Source organism: Lysobacter yangpyeongensis (genome assembly GCF_042655745.1).
GTDB classification, from domain to species: Bacteria; Pseudomonadota; Gammaproteobacteria; order Xanthomonadales; family Xanthomonadaceae; genus Agrilutibacter; species Agrilutibacter yangpyeongensis.
Genome location: NZ_JBHSNM010000007.1, coordinates 74,882 through 91,960, shown reverse-complemented (window position 1 = coordinate 91,960; position 17,079 = coordinate 74,882). Strand labels below are relative to the sequence as shown.

Here is a 17,079-nt window from a genome sequence, read left to right as displayed (position 1 = left end):
AGACTCGACGAATGAAGACTTCATCCCTGTTCGTGCCGACACCGGCGATGCACGCGCGCTGGTTGCGCCTTCTGACTGCGGTCGTCCTCGTCGTCGCCGGCCCGCTGGCGCATGCGGACACGGATGCCGACACGCTGCGTGCCGCGGTCGCCGTTGAACGTTCGCGTCCTCCAGCGGCGCTGCAGCCGCGCGCGGCCTTCCTGGATGCGCGCCCGCTCAGCGCGGTGACGTTGTCGCCCGACGGCCGCCACGTCGCCTACCTGCGCGAGCAGGCGTCGTCGCGCAGCCTGTGGCTGTTGCCGACGGCGGGCGGTGCGCCGCGCAACCTGTTGCCGCGCACCGAGGCTAACCAGTTGCGCTGGTCGCGTGACGGTCGCTGGTTGTTCGTCATCGGGCGCACCTCGCTGGCCACCCTTCCAATGCACGGTGTCGGTGGCATTCGCATTCCCCTCAACGGCGTCGAGCGCCGCACCGTGGTCCAGCTCGACCCGTCGCAACCGGCCGCGGTGGTGCTGCGCGAACGCGTGCGCGCCGGCAACCACGAGCGCTGGCGCCTGGTGCGCATGGACGCGCAGGGCCGGCGCACGCTGCTGCGCGAGGACCCGTTCTGGGTCCACGATGTCGCCTTCGATGCGCGCGGCCGGATCGCGGCGGTGACGCGCTTCGATGGCGAACGCAACGCCATTCTGCGGGCCATGCCCGACGGCACGCTGCACATGCTGCGGCTGCTCGATGCCATGGACCGGATAACGCTGCTCGGCTTCGATGCCGCCGGCGACCTGATCGTGCGCGGCCGGCTCGACCGCGATCTGCAGGGCGTGCTGCGCCTGGATGCCCACGGCGCGCCGCATGTCGTGCACGCCGATCCGCGCGGCGAAGCCGACCTCGACGAGCTCGAACTGGATCCGGCGACGCTGCAACCGGCGATCGCCAGCTATCGCAGCACGGTCGCGGCCAGTTACGGCATCGGCGACGCGCAGCCGCACGTGGATGCACTCAGGCGCCGCTTCCCCGGCCGCGACCTCGCGATCAGCATCGGCCGAGGTCCCGCCGCCTGCTGGCTGGTGTCCGAGCGCGCGAGCACCCTGCGCGATCCGCGCTGGCACCTGTACGACCCGCGCAGCGGGCGCACGCGCCGCATCCTGGAGCGCGACGCCGGCCTGCGCGCGCCGCTGCCCGAAGCAGCGCTCGCGCGCAAGATTCCTTTCGCCTATCGGGCGTCCGACGGCATGCGCGTACGCGGCTTCCTGCTGGTGCCGCCGGGCATCGATCCGGCGCGCGCACCGCTGGTGGCCGACGTGCATGGCGGCCCGATCAACCATTTCGATTCCGGCTACGACGCGATGGGACAGTTGCTCGCCAATCGCGGCTACGTGGTGTTCGAATCGAATTTCCGCGGCTCCACCGGTCACGGTCGCGACTACATGCTCGCCGCGCGCGGCGACTTCGGGAACGGCCGCGTGCAGCAGGACATCGTGGACGGCGTGCGCTACCTGCTCGTGCAGGGCATCGGCGATGCGCAGCGCGTCGGCATCGCCGGCCATTCCTTCGGCGGCTACTCGACCCTGCAGGGGGTGACCTTCGCGCCGGATCTGTTCAAGGTCGGGGTCGCCGGCGCGCCACCGGCGGATTTCGCCTGGTCGATGCAGTGGCTGGTCGAATCGGGCGACCAGGGCGCGCGCAAGAACGGGTCGCTGTTGGCGATGCTGCGCGAGCTGTCCGTCGATCCCTACGATGCGGCGACCTACACGCGGCTGCACGCGCAATCGCCGCTGGTCAACGCCGGCAGACTGCAGCGGCCGGTGCTGCTGCTCGCCGGCGGCGCCGATCGCGTCGTGGCGATCCGCGAAGTGATCCACTACGCCGCCGTGCTCAAGCGCCTGGGCAAGAGCGTGAGCCTGTACGTGGAACCGCAGGGCGGCCATTCGCCGACCGATCCGCTGCCGCGCGAGGCCTACGTCTACCTCACCGAGGCGATGCTGCATGGAACGCTCGGTGGCGCCGCGCCCGAACCACCGAACTCTGCATTGCGCGACTACCTGCGCCGCAACTTGCGGCTGGACGCCGCCGGCCTGTTGCGTACCGAACGCGGGGCGGCGCGGCCGCCCTCCACTGCCGCGCGCTACGCCGCGAGTCGCTAGACCTCGAAGAAGTCCTCGTCCTTGGCCACCGCGTCCAGGCGGATGCGGTTGGCGAACAGCGAGAAGGCGAGCATCCCCGCCAGGCCGTTGGCGCGCACGATCCACTTCGGCAGCCAGCGCGGCGGCACCAGCACGCCGTGGTCGAACAGGGGCTCCAGCCGTTGCACGTCGCCCAGGGTCATCTTCCCCGCGAACAGGCGCCGGCACAGCAGCAGCTTGCGCTGGCGCAGGGCCCAGCGGAAGAACGTGTGCACGCTGATCAGGCCGCGCAGGTACACGGTGTCCTTGGTGAAGGCGGCGCCGCCGGTCGGCGGCACGCCGCGGAACACGCGCTGCGCCGAGGTGAAGCTGTCGGCATCGCTCTGCCCGGCCTCGCGGAAGTAGTGGAACACCTGCAGGAAGTCGGCGCCGTCCAGCGCCATCGCCACCGCCTCGATGCGCAGGCTGATGCGCTTCATGCGCTCGATGTCGATCGAGCCGGTGATCTGCTCGGCGAATACCGCGAGCCCTTCCTGCGTCGCGGTGGTGCGCGGCGAGGACAACGCCAGGCTCTGCAGGTGCGGCTGCTCGCGGCCGTTGAGCGCGGTGAGCGAATGCACGAAGGCCTCGTGCTCGATCAGCTGGTGGCGGTCGTAGTCGCTGAAGGCGGCGCCGTGGCGCAGGCGGATGCGCGTGGCGCCGGCGGCGGCCTTGGCGATCAGGTCGGGGTCGAGCACCACTTCGATCACGCGCTGGTCGAAGAAGTCGTCGAGCGCGGATTGCAGCTGCAGCTGCAGTGCGGTGGCGGAGATGGCGACGGTCTCGGCGGGCGAGAGCAGCTCGCGGTCGAGTTCGTTGGCGATGTCGATGAAGTGGTGCGCGGCTTCGCGCGTGCTGGGGCCGTTGCCGGGCAAGGGTTCATCGGGGCGGCCGAACAGTCGGATCGAGTGCTCGGTCACCGTGGGCGTGCCCAGGCACTCGAGCAGTTCGGCGGCCATCGACCAGCTGCGCGCGGACTCGCACAGGTAGTGGCCGATGGGATGCCCGGGGTCGGCCTCGCGCACGATCGCATCGAGTTCGCGTCGTTCCTCGCTGAAGTCGTACTTCGGGTAGGCGATCACCGGCATCGCGTAGCGGCCCTGCGCGGCGGCGGCGAGGAACTGCTGCTGCACGCTGGCCGGCCAGCTCACCTGCGAGAGCAGGCGGATGCCCTTCACAGCCTTGACCAGACGCGCGTCGAGTGCGGCGTGGTGGGCGATGTCGGGGGTGAGCTCGGTCATGGGGTTGCGGCTCCACGGTGGGCGGGTGGGTGGCCTGGAGGTGAGGGAGGGTCGAGCTTCCCGGCTAGACGGTTATAACGCCGCGAGGGCGGGCCCTCGACTTCGTCATTCCTGCGGGCGCCCGCCCCGACCGCGTCATTCCCGTGAGGCCCTGGACTTCGTCATTCCCGCTAGGGCTCGCCCGCCTTCGTCATTCCCGCGGCCTTTCCCCGGACGAATGTCCGGTCAAGCGGGCCCTCGACTTCGTCATTCCCGCGAAAGCGGGAATCCAGTGTCTTTGGTTTTTGCCTTCGCCATTGCGGCCTTCACAAATAACAGCAACGGCAACAGCAAAGACGCTGGATTCCCGCTTTCGCGGGAATGACGAGCAAAAGCGAAAAGCAAAGTCACTGGATTCCCGCTTTCGCGGGAATGACGAGCGAGAGCGGAACGACGGGTGGTAGCGGCGGCCTCAATGCCGCCCATACTTCTCATCCAGCCGCTTGTTCAGCGCCTTGCCCTGCACCTTCTCTTCCTGCTTCTGCACGCGGCGGTTGGCGGCCTTGTTCGCGGCGGAGGCGACTTCGTCGCTGAGCTTGAGGAAGTTGGCGAAGCGTTGCGGATCGAGCCGGCCGGCTTCGATCGCCGCGCGCACGGCACACCCGGGTTCCTTCTGGTGTTTGCAGTCGCGGAAGCGGCACGCTTCGGCCAGCGTCTCGATGTCGCTGAAGTTCTCGGCGACGTCTTCCTCGCCGGTGGGCTTGAGTTCGCGCATGCCCGGTGTGTCGATCAGGCAGGCGCCGGAAGGCAGCGGAATCAGCGCGCGGTAGGTCGTGGTGTGGCGGCCGCGCGAATCGTGTTCGCGCACCTCGCCGGTTTTCATCTTCTCGATACCCAGCAGCGTGTTGGTGAGCGTCGACTTGCCGGCACCGGAGGAGCCCACCAGCACCGCGGTGTGGCCGGGCTGCAGCCAAGGCAGGAGCGCGGCCACGCTGTCGCGGTCCTTGGCATTGACTGCGCGCACGGCGACGTCCTGCGCGGCCAGTTCGAGCACGCCGACCGCGGCGGCGCTGTCGGTCGCGGCGATGTCGGACTTGGTCAGCACCACCACCGGTTCGGCGCCGCCGCTGCGCACCAGCAGCAGGTAGCGCTCGATGCGGCGCGGGTTGAAGTCGGCGTCCAGGCCGCAGACGACGAAGACGGTGTCGACGTTCGCGGCGATGAGCTGCTGCTTGTAGTGCTCGCCGGCGGCGGCGCGCTTGATGGCGGTGCGGCGCGGCAGCAACTCGACGATCTTCGCGTGCGCGGTCGAACTGCCTTCGATCAGCACCCAGTCGCCGACCGCCGGGCGTTCCTCCGGGGCGCTGGCGCCCTTGCGATAGGTTGCCGGGCGCTGCCATTCGGGCAGGGATTCGACCGCGAAACTCCGCTCCGGGCCGTCGGCGACGATGTAGCCGCTGCGGTGCTGTTCGACCACCCGGGCGGGACGGGCATGGGGCCGCAACACGAGCGCCTCGCGCCATGCGGGCTCCACCGGCAGGCCGTCGTCGGCCAGCGGCCAGCCGATGGCCTGCAGGGCAGCGAGTTCGGGGCTCAAGCCGGGGCGCGGAGGTGGGGCATGGGCGGATTCTAGCCGCGCCATTGCAGGCCGCGACCGCGCGGGCGCGAAGGGAAGCGTTTCCAGTGGCGCAACCCGCCGCGCGTTCGCTGAATCGGGCGTTCTTTTCCGCTAGTCTGGCCCGCCCACCGCGATGCGCCGCACCGATGTCCCAGCCCCCCGTGAAGACCCGCGAACGCCTGTCCGAAGTCCGTTACGAAATCCGCGGGGAGCTGGCCCGCCGCGCCCGTGAGCTCGAGGCCCAGGGTCGCAAGCAGATCAAGCTCAACATCGGCAATCCGGGCGCGTTCGGCTTCCGCGCGCCCGAACACCTGCAGCGCGCGATCGCCGGGCGCATCGAACAGACCGATCCCTACACCCACCAGCAGGGCCTGCCGGCCGCGCGCGAGGCCATCGCCGCCTTCCACCGCCAGCGCGGCACGCCCAACGCCGCGCCCGAGCGCGTGTTCGTCGGCAACGGCGTGAGCGAACTGATCGACCTGTCGCTGCGCGCGCTGCTCAACCCGGGCGACGAAGTGTTGCTGCCCTCGCCCGACTATCCGCTGTGGAGCGCGGCGACCATCCTCAACGACGGTCGCCCGGTGTATTACCAGTGCAAGCCGGAAAACGGCTTCGTGCCGAGCCCTGAAGAAATCGAAGCGCTGGTATCGCCGCGCACCCGCGCGATCGTGCTGATCAACCCGAACAACCCGACCGGCGCCGCGTATCCGCGCGAGCTGCTGGAGCAGATCGTCGCCGTCGCGCAGCGCCACCGGTTGCTGCTGATGTGCGACGAGATCTACGACTCGATCCTGTACGACGACGCGACGTTCACCCCGGTCGCGCCGATCGCCGGCGACCTGCCATGCCTCTCCTTCGGCGGCCTGTCGAAGGTGCACCGCGCCTGCGGCTGGCGCGTGGGCTGGGCGGTGCTCAGCGGCGATCCGCTCGCCAGCGGCGACCTGCACCACGCGATGGACCTGCTCGGCGCGCTGCGCCTGTGCGCGAACGTGCCAGGGCAATTCGCGATCGAGGCCGCGCTCAACGGCGAGGACACCATCACCCCGCTGTGCGTGCCGGGCGGGCGCCTGTACGAAGCGCGCCGCGCGGTGGCCGAAAGCGTGGCCGCGAGCCGGCACCTGGACCTGGTCACGCCGGCGGGCGCGCTGTACGCCTTCCCGGCGGTGACCGGCGACGCCGCGATCGGATTCGACGACCACCGCTTCGCGCTGGAACTGCTGGAAACCGAGGACGTGCTGGTGGTACCCGGTTCGAGCTTCAACGTGCCCTACCGCAACCATTTCCGCGTCACGCTGCTGCCGCAGCCGGACGATCTGCGCGAGGTGTTCCGTCGTATCGAGCGCGTGCTGGATCGGTATGCGGAGCGGAATCGGGCGGAGCGGGCGGCGGTGGCTTGAGGGCAGGGGTCAATCGCGCGGGCTTGCAGGCGGCGACTTTCTGACGGAATCAGGCTCGCCGCCGCGTTTTGGCGCTGATCTTGTTTTTGGCTTGCCTTCGCTCGTCATTCCCGCGGCTTTGCACGGACGAATGTCCGGTCAAGCGGGGCTCTCAGCGGACGAACGTCCGATCATCCGGTTTCTTTCCTGCAAATCGCGCGACGGCAAAGACAAGAGCAAAAGACAAAGACACCGGACTCCCGCTCTCGCGGGAATGACGAGCAAGAAATCCCCGTCAAACCGGCGTGACGCGGCGGGCCGGGGGCCGCCCTACAATGCCGCCATGGACGCGCCCAACGACACCCTGACCTACCTCGCGCTCGGCGACAGCTACACCATCGGCGAGAGCGTGCCCGAAGACGGACGCTGGCCGGTGCAGCTGGCGCGCGCGTTGCGCGAGGAAGGCATTGCGCTCGCCGATCCGCGCATCATCGCGACGACCGGCTGGACCACCGACGAACTCGAATGGGGCATCGACGCGGTCGAACCGGTCGGCACCTACGACTTCGTCTCGCTATTGATCGGCGTCAACAACCAGTATCGCAACCGCAGCGCGGTGGCTTACGGCGGCGAGTTCCACACGCTGCTGCAGCGCGCGATCCGCTACGCGCGCGGGCGCGCCGACCGGGTGCTGGTGCTGTCCATTCCCGACTGGGGCGTGAGTCCGTTCGCCGCGAACGACAAGCGCGATGCGGCCACGATCGCGCGCGAGATCGACGCCTTCAACGCCGCCGCGCAGCAGGTGTGCGCGAAAGAAGGCGTGGCCTTCGTCGACATCACCCCGATCTCGCGCGAGCGCGGCGCCGAGGCCGAGATGATCGCCACCGACGGGCTGCATCCGTCCGGGGCGATGTACACGCTGTGGTCGCAGGCCGCGTTGCCGGTCGCGCGGCAGCTGCTTTCGCGATGAGCGACGCCCTGGCAGCGACGCGGCCACTGCCGCGCGGACAGGTGCGCGCGATTGCGCAGGCGTTTGCGCCCGCGCGCCCGCTCGGCAGCCGCTGGGACTACTGGTACACGCGCAGCAAGCTCGCCAGCGATCCGCTGTATCCGGGCGTATGCGCGGCGCTGCGCGGCACGACCGCGCCGCTGCTCGACCTCGGCTGCGGCCTCGGCCTGCTCGCGCACGCGTTGCGGGCGCAGGGCATCGCGTTGCCGTATCGCGGGGTCGACAACGATGCCGGCAAGATCGCGCGCGCCGGTCGCGCCGCCGCGCGCGCAGGACTGGCGGACACCGGCTTCGCGACGATGGATCTGGCCCGCGAATATCCGTCGCACCGCGGCAGCGTCGCGCTGCTGGACGTGCTGCAGTTCATTCCGCCGGAAGCGCAGGCACGCGCACTGGATGCGGCGATCGCCATGCTGGTGCCGGGCGCGAAGCTGGTGATCCGCACCGGCCTGGCCGACGGCAGCGGACGCGCGCACGTGACCCGCGCGGTCGACGTGATGTCGCGGATGCTCGGCTGGATGAACGCCGGTCCCTCGCGCTATCCCGATGCCGATGCGCTGCGTGCGCGCTTCGCCGCGGCCGGCCTGCAGGCGGAATTCACGCCGCTGTACGGCGGCACGCCGTTCAACAACTGGCGGGTGGTGGCGACGAAGCCGTAAGCGCGCCTTGCCAGAGGGGGTGAGGAAAGGCTCCGGCGAACACGATGTTTTCTCCGTTTGTCTCCCGGCGGCTGCTTCGTTGTTGCGCTTCGTTGTTGCGCTTCGTTGCTGCGCTTCGTTGTTGCGCTTCGTTGTTGCGCTTCGTTGTTGCGCTTCGTTGCGCCTCGCCGTTGCTTCCCCTTCTCCCCGCCCCAGCGGGGAGAAGGTGCCCCGAAGGGGCGGATGAGGGGCGCTTTTCGCGAGCTGGCGACGGCCCCTCACCCTGCACCGCTGCGCGGCCCGGTCCCTCTCCCCGCAAGCGGGGCGAGGGGGATGATTGCCGCCGCATGCATAAGCGTGTCATGCCGGGGGTGATGAGGAAGGCCCATGTTGCGCCTTGTTTTGGCGCTTCGTTGTTGCTTCCCCTTCTCCCCGCCCCAGCGGGGAGAAGGTGCCCCGAAGGGGCGGATGAGGGGCGCTTTTCGCGAGCTGGCGACGTCCCCTCACCCTGCGCCGCTGCGCGGCGCGGTCCCTCTCCCCGCAAGCGGGGCGAGGGGGATGATTGCCGCCGCATGCATAAGCGCGTCATGCCGGGGCGGTGAGGAAGGCCCATGTTGCGCCTTGTTTTGGCGCTTCGTTGCTGCTTCCCCTTCTCCCCGCCCCAGCGGGGAGAAGGTGCCCCGAAGGGGCGGATGAGGGGCGCTTTTCGCGAGCTGGCGACGTCCCCTCACCCTGCGCCGCTGCGCGGCGCGGTCCCTCTCCCCGCAAGCGGGGCGAGGGGGATGATTGCCGCCGCATGCATAAGCGCGTCATGCCGGGGCGGTGAGGAAGGCCCATGTTGCGCCTTGTTTTGGCGCTTCGTTGCGCCTCGCCGTTGCTTCCCCTTCTCCCCGCCCCAGCGGGGAGAAGGTGCCCCGAAGGGGCGGATGAGGGGCGCTTTTCGCGAGCTGGCGACGTCCCCTCACCCTGCGCCGCTGCGCGGCGCGGTCCCTGTCCCCGCAAGTGGGGCGAGGGAAATGGTTCCGGCGTCCGGCCGATACTCCGGCACCTGCCCTTCGATGTCTTCCGGCAGCACGGTGCGGTAGCCCAACGCTTCCAGGCGTTGCAGCAGCAGCGCCACCGTCTCGACATTGCGCCCGTGCTTCGCGCCCTCGTGCAGCAGCACGATCGCACCCGGGGCGAGATCGCGCTCGATCCGCGCCACCACGGTCTCCGGATCGGCAGCCAGCGCATCGAAACCACGCGCGCTCCAGGCCACGCGTGCCAGTCCGTGCGCACGCAACGGCGCGGCGACGAAGGGATTGGCCATGCCCACCACCGCGCGGAACCAGCGCGGCGCCACGCCCGTGATCGCCGCGAGCGTGGCCTGGCCCTGCGCGATCTGTTCGCGCATGCGGCGCGGCCCCAGCGCCCAGAACCACGCCTGCGGATGACCCTGGCTGTGGTTGCCCACGCCGTGGCCGCGACGCACGATCTCGCGCACCAGTTCCGGATGCCGCTGCGCGCGGTCGCCCACGACGAAGAACGTCGCGCGCGCACCGTAGCGATCGAGCAGGTCGAGGATCGCCGGCGTATCCACCGACGGCCCGTCGTCGATGGTCAGCCACACCCGCGGCTCGCGCAGCGGCAGGCGCCGCAGCACCGGGCTGAACACGCGCGAATCCGCCTTCAGCGTGCCCCACCACACCGGGACGTGCGACAGCAGCATCGCCGGCAGGCCCCAGGGCCAGCCCCAGCGCCACCACACGGCGACCACGGCGACCTGCGACAGGACGAACCAGACGATCCACACGTGCGGATGGCGGGGCGGACGGTGCAATGCGGACATGGGCGCGATGATGCCCGTCCGCCACGGCGCGCCACAACACGACCGCGCAGGCGCCGCGCGCGCGATCGCCGTGCCGGGACGCCCCTGGCCGATGCATTCGCGTCCGGGCACCGGCAGCGGCGTAAAATTCGCACCCTCCCCCGCTTCCGGTATTCCCCATGTCCCTCGATCCCGCGCTGCGTTCGCGCATCGAATCCCTGCTGCAGGCGAACCGCGTCGTGCTGTTCATGAAGGGCGAGCCGCGCGCGCCGCAATGCGGCTTCTCCGCGCGCGCCGTGGCGGCGCTGTCGTCGCTCGATGTGGACTACTCACACGTGGACGTGCTCGCCGACCCGGAGATCCGCGAAGGCATCAAGCTCTACGGCGACTGGCCGACGATCCCGCAGCTGTATGTCGGCGGCGATCTGGTCGGCGGCAGCGACATCATCGAGCAGATGGTGAACTCGGGCGAGCTGCACGGCCTGCTCGGCCTGCCCGCGCCCGACCGCACGCCACCCGCGATCACCATCACGCCCGCCGCTGCGGCGATGCTGCGCGAGGCGCTGGCCAACGCCGGCGAGGGCTACGCGCTGCAGGTGGCGATCGACGCGCGCTACGACGCCAGGCTGCAACTGGCGCCGGTCGACGGCAATGCCATCGCGGCGGAGCATGACGACCTGCGCGTGCAGTTCGACATGGCCAGCGCGCGGCGCGCGCAGGGCATGCGCATCGACTGGGTCGACGACGAGCGTGGACGCGGCCTGACCATCGACAATCCGAATGCCCCGCCGAAGGTGAAGCCGCTCTCGCCGGCCGAAGCGAATGCGCGCGCCGCGGCGGGTTCGCTCACTCTTGTCGACGTGCGCCCCGCGGACGAACGCGCGCTGGCCGCGGTGAACGTGCCGTTCTCGGTGTTCGACGGCGACGGCCTGGCGCATCTGGAGAACTTGCCGAAGGACACGCCGCTGGCCTTCCTGTGCCACCACGGCGGACGCAGCGCGCAGGCGGCGCAGCATTTCCGTGGATTGGGTTTCCGCGACGTGGCCAATGTCGAAGGCGGCATCGAGGCGTGGGCGCTGGAGGCGGATCCGCACGTGCCGCGGTATTGAGCGCGGGCGAGGAAGAGCCGCTCGCAACGCTCGCCCCTCATCTGCCCGTTGGACATCTTCTCCCCGCAAGCGGGGAGAAGAACAAAGCACATTCTTTCGCGGTGCGCCGGGCGCTTTCGCCGTGCGCGGTGCCTAGCGCCGCGGGACTGCCTATCCCGAGAATCCGCCTTCGGCCAGGAACGCGCGTTCCTCGGTCGTGCTGTCGCGGCCCAGCGCCGCGTTGCGATGCGGGAAGCGGCCGAAGCGCTGGATGATGTCGTAATGCAGCTGCGCCCAGCGCGCGCTGTCGCCGGGCAGGCGGGCGAACAGTTCGAGCGAGCGCTCCTGGTCCGCCATCGCCTCGGAATGCTCGAAGGGCAGGTAGAAGAACGGACGCAGCGCGACGTCGACCTGCGTATCCAGTCCCAGCGTCAGTGCGCGCGACGCGTAGTGCCGCGCCAGCCCGTCCGTGGCGTAGGCATGCGCGCTGCGCCGGAACACGTTGCGCGGGATCTGGTCGAGCAGCAGCACCAGCGCGAGCGCGCCCTCGGCATCGCCCAGCCAGTGCTCGAATTCGCGCCGCGCCGCGAGCAGGTGCGCCTCGAGGAAGCCATTGCGGCATTCGTTGTCGAAGGCCTCGTCGCTGGCGAACCAGCGCGCGGGACCGGCCTCGCGCCAGAAGCCGACCACCGTGGCGGGCGTGACGTTCATGCGCGCTCCTTCAATCGTTCGCGTCGGCATCGTCATCGGAACCGGCATCCGGATCCTCGTCGCCGAGCTGGGTTTCGAGTTCGGCGATCCACGCCGCGGTGATGCTCTCCAGCGTCACCGCGTGGATCAGCGGCTGGATCGCGCCGCCAGAATACGACTGCGCGATGAAGCGCGCGTAGCGCTCGCGGAACGCCAGCCAGGCCAGATGCACCTGCTCGAACGCGGCGAGGTCCGCGCCATCGAGCTGCTTGCGCAGATGCGCCACGGCATCGTCCAGACGCGCGTCCACGCGCTGGAAATCGGCAACCGCCTGCACCGCGAAGTCGTCATGCGCGAGCAGCGAGTCGCTGCGCCGCGCGACTTCGCCGGCCTGGCTGACATAGCGGCCGGCAATCTTCACCGCGGCCTCGGCCTTGCCGATCAGGCGATTCTCGAACTGACGCAGTTCCTCCAGGCTGGTGCTGGCCTGCTCCAGCCCCTGCTTCAGGTTGAGCAGCTTCTGGTTGCGCTCGATCGCCTCGGTGGTCCGGCGCCGTTCCACGCGCCGCTGGATGAAGTACAGGCCCCAGGTGATCGCGGCGCCGATCAGCAGGTAGACGATCTTTTCCATGCCTCTTCCCTCTTGAGGACGCAGTGTGCGGGAGGGGGGTCGCAGGGGGTGCGACGGGGGGTGAAGCGGGAACGGGGAAGCAAAAGCCTTTGCCCTCGCTTCCCCGTTCCCCGTTCCCTGTTCCCGCTTTCATTCCCCCCGCATAGCCTTACTCATCAAACCGCAGATGCCGCACCGACTTGCCATGGCGCCGGACCAGCCGCAGCGCCTCGATGCCGACCTGGATGTGGTTGTCGACGAATTCGGCGCTGACGCGGGCATCGGACGCTTCGGTCTTCACGCCTTCGGGAATCATCGGCTGGTCCGACACCAGCAGCAGCGCGCCGCAGGGAATGTGATTGGCGAAGCCGGCGGCGAACACCGTCGCGGTTTCCATGTCGATCGCCATGCAGCGCAGCTTGCGCAGGTATTCCTTGAAGTTCTCGTCGTGCTCCCAGACGCGGCGGTTGGTGGTGTAGACGGTGCCGGTCCAGTAGTCGTGGCCGAGGTCGCGGATCATGGTCGACACCGCGCGTTGCAGGGCGAACGCGGGCAGCGCCGGCACTTCGGGCATCAGGTAATCGTTGGAGGTGCCTTCGCCGCGGATCGCCGCGATCGGCAGGATCAGGTCGCCGAGCTGGTTCTTCTTCTTCAGTCCGCCGCACTTGCCCAGGAACAGCACCGCCTTGGGCATGATCGCGCTGAGCAGGTCCATCATCGTCGCGGCATTGGGGCTGCCCATGCCGAAGTTGATCATGGTGATGCCGTCGGCGGTGGCGCTGGGCATCGGGCGGTCCAGCCCGACCACCTGCGCGCCGGTGAGACGCGCGAAGGTGTGCAGGTAGCCGCCGAAATTGGTCAGCAGGATGTGTTCGCCGAACTGGTCCAGCGGCACGCCGGTGTAACGCGGCAGCCAGTTGTCGACGATCTGTTCTTTGTCCTTCATGCGCGGGGAGTCGTCCGTTCCGGGGTCGCGACAGGATACGGCGGCGTGCGGGCGCTTTGCCGACCCGGCCGTTTCACGCGTCGCGCCGCGCGGCATGACCATAGTCACGTTGGCGCTGCCCCGGGCTTGGGGCTACGGTGCCGGTCTGGTTCCAAGGGGAAACGCGCATGCTCAAGCCAGTTGCCGCCGCGTTCGCGGTGGTCCTGATCGCCGGATGCACCACGACCGGCCAGACCCGGGAGACGCCGCCGAGCGCGGCCGCGGCCCGGCAAAGCTTCACCGACGATCCGTATCCGAGCACCTACCGGGCGATCGCCTCGGCACCGGTGCTGATCCAGCACGCAACCGTGCTCGATGGCACCGGTCGCCGCCTGGACGATGCGGACGTGTTGCTGCGCGACGGCAAGGTCGTCGCCGTCGGCAACGACGTGCAGGCGCCGGCCGATGCAGTCCGCGTCGACGGCACCGGCAAGTGGGTGACGCCCGGCGTGATCGACGTGCACTCGCACCTGGGCGTGTATCCGAGCCCGGGCATGAAGGCGCACGCCGACGGCAACGAGGCGACCTCGCCGGTGACGCCGAACGTGTGGGCCGAGCATTCGGTGTGGCCGCAGGATCCCGGCTTCGCCGCGGCGCTCGCCGGCGGCATCACCTCGCTGCAGGTGCTGCCGGGTTCGGCCAACCTGATCGGCGGCCGCGGCGTCACGTTGAAGAACGTGCCGGCGACGACCTACCAGGCGATGAAGTTCCCCGGCGCACCGTGGGGCCTGAAGATGGCCTGCGGCGAGAATCCAAAGCGCGTGTACGGCCAGAAGGGCGGTCCGTCCACGCGCATGGCCAACGTCGCCGGTTACCGCGCCGCCTTCATCGATGCGGCCGAGTACATGAAGAAGCGCAAGGGCAATGGCGCCGATTCGAACAAGGACAGCGGCGGCAAGCGCGACCTCAAGCTCGACACGCTCGCCGGCGTGATCGATGGCGACATCCGCGTGCACATCCACTGCTACCGCGCCGACGAGATGGCGACGATGCTCGACCTGGCGAAGGAATTCGGCTTCAAGGTCGCGGCCTTCCACCACGGCGTGGAGGCCTACAAGCTCGCCGACCGCCTCGCCGGCGAGGGCGTGTGCGCCGCGCTGTGGGCCGACTGGTGGGGCTTCAAGATGGAAGCCTTCGACGGCATCCAGGAGAACCTCGCCCTGGTCGATCGTCCCGCCAACAGTTGCGCGATCGTGCATTCGGATTCCGAGGAAGGCATCCAGCGCCTAAACCAGGAAGCCGCGAAGGTGATGGCACACGCCAAGCTCGCCGGCATCGACATCGCGCCCGAGCATGCGATCCAGTGGCTGACGCAGAACGCGGCCAAGGCGTTGGGCATCCTCGACCGCACCGGCACGCTGGAGCCGGGCAAGATGGCCGACGTGGTGCTGTGGAACGGCAATCCCTTCAGCGTGTATGCGCAGGCCGAACAGGTGTACATCGACGGCGCACGTGTCTACGACCGCCACGATCCCACGCACCAGCCGCGTTCGGACTTCCTGCTGGGACAGGGCACGGTGATGGGAGGTGTGCGATGAGCCGTCGTTTTGCATTTGCGCTTGCGCGTCGCTTCCGCGCCAACGGGACGCCGATGACCGGGATGACGAAGGCGGTGCTGCGGGCGTCCGTGATCGCGGCGGGCATCGCGTTGGCACTGCCGGCGTTCGCACAAAACATCCTGATCCGCCACGCCACCGTGCACACCGCGACCGCGCAGGGCACGCTGCGCAACGCCGACGTGCTGGTGAGCGGCGGCGTGATCCGCGCGGTCGGTACCGATCTGTCCGCGGCCGCGAACACCCAGGTCATCGACGCGCAGGGCCGGCCGCTGACGCCGACGCTGTTCGGCGGCATCAGCGAGATCGGCCTGGAGGAAGTCTCCGGCGAGAAGAGCACCGTCGATGCGGCGGTCGGCCTCGGCGCCGGCACCAAGCAGATGACGGTGCGGCCGGAATTCGACGTCACCCTCGCCTACAACCCGGATTCGGTGCTGGTTCCGGTCGAACGCATCGAAGGCATCGGCTGGACGTTGCTGGGCGCGAACACCACCGACGGCGGCTCGATCATCGGCGGCCAGGGCGGCGTGATGCGCCTGGACGGCAGCCCGGATCCGATCGGACCGCGCGTGCTGTTCGTCAACCTCGGCAGCGATGCCGCGGAGCTGAGCGGCAATTCGCGCGCAGCGCAGTGGATGCTGCTGGACCAGCTGATCGACGAAGTGCGCGGGCGCATCGCGCCGGATTCGAACATGGCGCTGCTGACGCCGGCCGGTCGCGCGGCGCTGGCGAAGTACCTCGACGGCGGCGGTCGCGTCGTGGTCGGCGTGCATCGCGCCGCCGACATCCGTCAGCTGCTGCGCTGGTCGGCGAAGCATCACCTGCGCATCGCGATCGCGGGCGGCTCCGAGGCATGGAAGCTCGCGCCGCAACTCGCCGCGGCCAAGGTGCCGGTGTTCGTCAATCCGCTCGCCAACCTGCCGGCCAACTTCGACGAGATCAACGCGACGATGGAGAACGCCGCGCGCCTGCGTGCGGCCGGCGTCGCGGTGAGTTTCGCGCAGGAAGGCGATGCCTCGCACAACGCGCGCAAGATCCGCCAGCTCGCCGGCAACGCGGTGGCCAACGGCCTGCCGTGGGAAGACGGTTTGGCCGGCCTCACGCGCGTGCCGGCCGAAACCTTCGGCGTCGGCGACAGCCTCGGCACGATCGCGGTGGGCAAGCGCGCCGACCTGGTGCTGTGGAGCGGCGATCCGCTGGAAGTGAACACGGTGGCGTTGCAGGTATGGATGGATGGCCGCGCGATCCCGATGCGCAGCCGCCAGACCGAACTGCGCGACCGCTACCTGCGCCCGGCCACGCCGGCCGAGGCGGGCGGGATGCCACGGGCGTATTCGCAGGGCGAGTGATCGTCGCGAACTAAATGATGCAAGAGAAGCCCGCCGGATGGCGGGCTTCGCTTTGAAGCAACAACAAGATCAAAGGCTTTCGCCCCTGCGGGGCGAGTTACTTTTCTTTGCTTGCCCAAAGAAAAGATAACCAAAAGAAAGGGCACCCCGGAGCTACGCGCCCGTCGCGCTGCGCGCAACGGGTCCGCGGACGGGCCGGGGTTTTTCGACAGGACATCCCTGTCCTGTCGAAAAACGCGCGGCATCCCTGCCGCGCGCCCTGCGGGCCTGATCCGTCCCGCCCGCCGCTGCGCTACAGGGCCCCGACAAGTTCAACGGCAACGGCAAAGAGCACGATCAAGGGCAAGAGCAAGAGCCAACCGCGTAGGCCAATCGTCATCGCATTTCGCGTTTTTGGCAGTGTTGCAGTTTCGCGTGGGGCATGACGTCGCTTCTCTTCGTCCATCGGTGCGCGAACGCGTGGATGCCGCTTTGCATTTTCGTCATGCGTTTATTGGATTTTCGAAAGGCAGGCCGCGGTTCGGCTGAGAAGAGACGGCTTCGGGCACACGAGGCGTCCGAGTTCGGTGAACACCCCCGGCGCGATGATCTCGCGCATCGGCGTGGACGACGCCCGCGGAGTGAATCCTTTTGGCCTTTGAAGCTCGATGCTTTTCAGCTCGTCATCCCGCGGAAGCGTGGATCCAGTGACTCGCTTTTGACATCCCTTCCGGGTGGGCATGGAACCGAAGGCGAGGCGCTGCAGCGATTGGTTTTTTCGACGCACGGGAGCAAAGACACGGGATCCGCGCCTTCGCGGGGATGACGAACGAAATGCGATGACGATTGGCCTAACGCGGTTGGCTCTTGCTCTTGCTCTCGCTCTTGCTCTTGCTCTTGCTCTTGCTCTCGCTCTCGCTCTTGCTCTTGATCGTGCTCTTTGCCGTTGACGTTGAACTTGTCGGGGCCCCGTAGCGCAGCGGCGGGCGGGACGG

12 protein-coding genes and 1 pseudogene are annotated in these 17,079 nt (G+C 69.0%); 7 read left to right on the top strand and 6 right to left on the bottom strand.

What is annotated here, in order from left to right; translation table 11 throughout:
• Positions 1-11: 11 nt before the first annotated feature.
• Positions 12-2,141, top strand: coding sequence for a S9 family peptidase (locus tag ACFPN1_RS14875; protein WP_386755952.1), 2,130 nt, complete (start codon positions 12-14; stop codon positions 2,139-2,141).
• Here the strand turns inward: ACFPN1_RS14875 and ACFPN1_RS14870 are convergent.
• Positions 2,138-3,400, bottom strand: a complete 1,263-nt coding sequence (locus tag ACFPN1_RS14870; RefSeq protein WP_386755951.1) for a flavohemoglobin expression-modulating QEGLA motif protein — start codon at positions 3,398-3,400, stop codon at positions 2,138-2,140. The two genes, ACFPN1_RS14875 and ACFPN1_RS14870, sit on opposite strands and share 4 nt — an antisense overlap.
• A gap of 451 nt (positions 3,401-3,851) precedes the next feature.
• Positions 3,852-4,976 carry a ribosome small subunit-dependent GTPase A gene (gene rsgA, locus ACFPN1_RS14865; RefSeq protein WP_386755950.1) on the bottom strand — a complete coding sequence of 375 codons (1,125 nt, stop codon included), beginning with the start codon at positions 4,974-4,976 and terminating at the stop codon, positions 3,852-3,854.
• 167 nt (positions 4,977-5,143) lie between these two features.
• Between rsgA and ACFPN1_RS14860 the strand changes: the two genes are divergently transcribed.
• The 3 genes from ACFPN1_RS14860 to ACFPN1_RS14850 all read left to right on the top strand — a co-directional run bounded on the left by ACFPN1_RS14860 (position 5,144) and on the right by ACFPN1_RS14850 (position 8,041).
• On the top strand, positions 5,144-6,394 hold the full coding sequence (locus tag ACFPN1_RS14860; RefSeq protein ID WP_386755948.1) for an aminotransferase class I/II-fold pyridoxal phosphate-dependent enzyme: 1,251 nt from the start codon (positions 5,144-5,146) through the stop codon (positions 6,392-6,394).
• Between the two features lie 322 nt (positions 6,395-6,716).
• Positions 6,717-7,343, top strand: a complete 627-nt coding sequence (locus ACFPN1_RS14855) for an SGNH/GDSL hydrolase family protein (protein WP_386755947.1) — start codon at positions 6,717-6,719, stop codon at positions 7,341-7,343.
• Between the two features lie 26 nt (positions 7,344-7,369).
• Positions 7,370-8,041: a methyltransferase domain-containing protein gene (locus ACFPN1_RS14850; RefSeq protein ID WP_386755996.1), complete on the top strand. Its 672-nt coding sequence runs from the start codon at positions 7,370-7,372 to the stop codon at positions 8,039-8,041.
• Positions 8,042-9,104: 1,063 nt separating this feature from the next.
• Here the strand turns inward: ACFPN1_RS14850 and ACFPN1_RS14845 are convergent.
• Positions 9,105-9,848: pseudogene (locus ACFPN1_RS14845) on the bottom strand (polysaccharide deacetylase family protein); the annotation flags it as partial.
• 158 nt (positions 9,849-10,006) lie between these two features.
• Between ACFPN1_RS14845 and grxD the strand changes: the two are divergent.
• Positions 10,007-10,936: a Grx4 family monothiol glutaredoxin gene (grxD, locus tag ACFPN1_RS14840; RefSeq protein ID WP_386755946.1), complete on the top strand. Its 930-nt coding sequence runs from the start codon at positions 10,007-10,009 to the stop codon at positions 10,934-10,936.
• Between the two features lie 150 nt (positions 10,937-11,086).
• Here the strand turns inward: grxD and ACFPN1_RS14835 are convergent, their stop codons facing one another.
• From ACFPN1_RS14835 to ACFPN1_RS14825, 3 genes are all read right to left on the bottom strand, one after another.
• Entirely contained in the window at positions 11,087-11,662 is a 576-nt protein-coding gene (locus ACFPN1_RS14835) for a DUF924 family protein (protein ID WP_386755945.1), read from the bottom strand.
• A complete protein-coding gene (locus ACFPN1_RS14830; RefSeq protein ID WP_386755943.1) occupies positions 11,637-12,236 on the bottom strand; it encodes a lysozyme inhibitor LprI family protein in 600 nt (199 codons plus the stop codon). The genes ACFPN1_RS14835 and ACFPN1_RS14830 overlap by 26 nt, the downstream gene beginning before the upstream one ends.
• Positions 12,237-12,384: 148 nt before the next feature.
• A complete protein-coding gene (locus tag ACFPN1_RS14825) occupies positions 12,385-13,161 on the bottom strand; it encodes an AMP nucleosidase (RefSeq protein ID WP_386755942.1) in 777 nt (258 codons plus the stop codon).
• 167 nt (positions 13,162-13,328) lie between these two features.
• Between ACFPN1_RS14825 and ACFPN1_RS14820 the strand changes: the two genes are divergently transcribed.
• Both ACFPN1_RS14820 and ACFPN1_RS14815 read left to right on the top strand, forming a co-directional pair.
• Positions 13,329-14,738: an amidohydrolase gene (locus ACFPN1_RS14820; protein ID WP_386755941.1), complete on the top strand. Its 1,410-nt coding sequence runs from the start codon at positions 13,329-13,331 to the stop codon at positions 14,736-14,738.
• A 62-nt stretch (positions 14,739-14,800) separates the two neighbouring features.
• Positions 14,801-16,105, top strand: coding sequence for an amidohydrolase family protein (locus tag ACFPN1_RS14815; protein WP_386755994.1), 1,305 nt, complete (start codon positions 14,801-14,803; stop codon positions 16,103-16,105).
• Positions 16,106-17,079: the final 974 nt, after the last annotated feature.

Excerpts from the sequence above, each read along its gene's own strand:
- ACFPN1_RS14875 (WP_386755952.1), top strand. The coding sequence starts at position 12 with ATGAAGACTTCATCCCTGTTCGTGCCGACACCGGCGATGCACGCGCGC.
- ACFPN1_RS14870 (WP_386755951.1), bottom strand. The coding sequence starts at position 3,400 with ATGACCGAGCTCACCCCCGACATCGCCCACCACGCCGCACTCGACGCG.
- ACFPN1_RS14860 (WP_386755948.1), top strand. The coding sequence starts at position 5,144 with ATGTCCCAGCCCCCCGTGAAGACCCGCGAACGCCTGTCCGAAGTCCGT.
- ACFPN1_RS14855 (WP_386755947.1), top strand. The coding sequence starts at position 6,717 with ATGGACGCGCCCAACGACACCCTGACCTACCTCGCGCTCGGCGACAGC.
- grxD (WP_386755946.1), top strand. The coding sequence starts at position 10,007 with ATGTCCCTCGATCCCGCGCTGCGTTCGCGCATCGAATCCCTGCTGCAG.
- ACFPN1_RS14835 (WP_386755945.1), bottom strand. The coding sequence starts at position 11,662 with ATGACGATGCCGACGCGAACGATTGAAGGAGCGCGCATGAACGTCACG.
- ACFPN1_RS14830 (WP_386755943.1), bottom strand. The coding sequence starts at position 12,236 with ATGGAAAAGATCGTCTACCTGCTGATCGGCGCCGCGATCACCTGGGGC.
- ACFPN1_RS14825 (WP_386755942.1), bottom strand. The coding sequence starts at position 13,161 with ATGAAGGACAAAGAACAGATCGTCGACAACTGGCTGCCGCGTTACACC.
- ACFPN1_RS14820 (WP_386755941.1), top strand. The coding sequence starts at position 13,329 with ATGCTCAAGCCAGTTGCCGCCGCGTTCGCGGTGGTCCTGATCGCCGGA.
- ACFPN1_RS14815 (WP_386755994.1), top strand. The coding sequence starts at position 14,801 with ATGACGAAGGCGGTGCTGCGGGCGTCCGTGATCGCGGCGGGCATCGCG.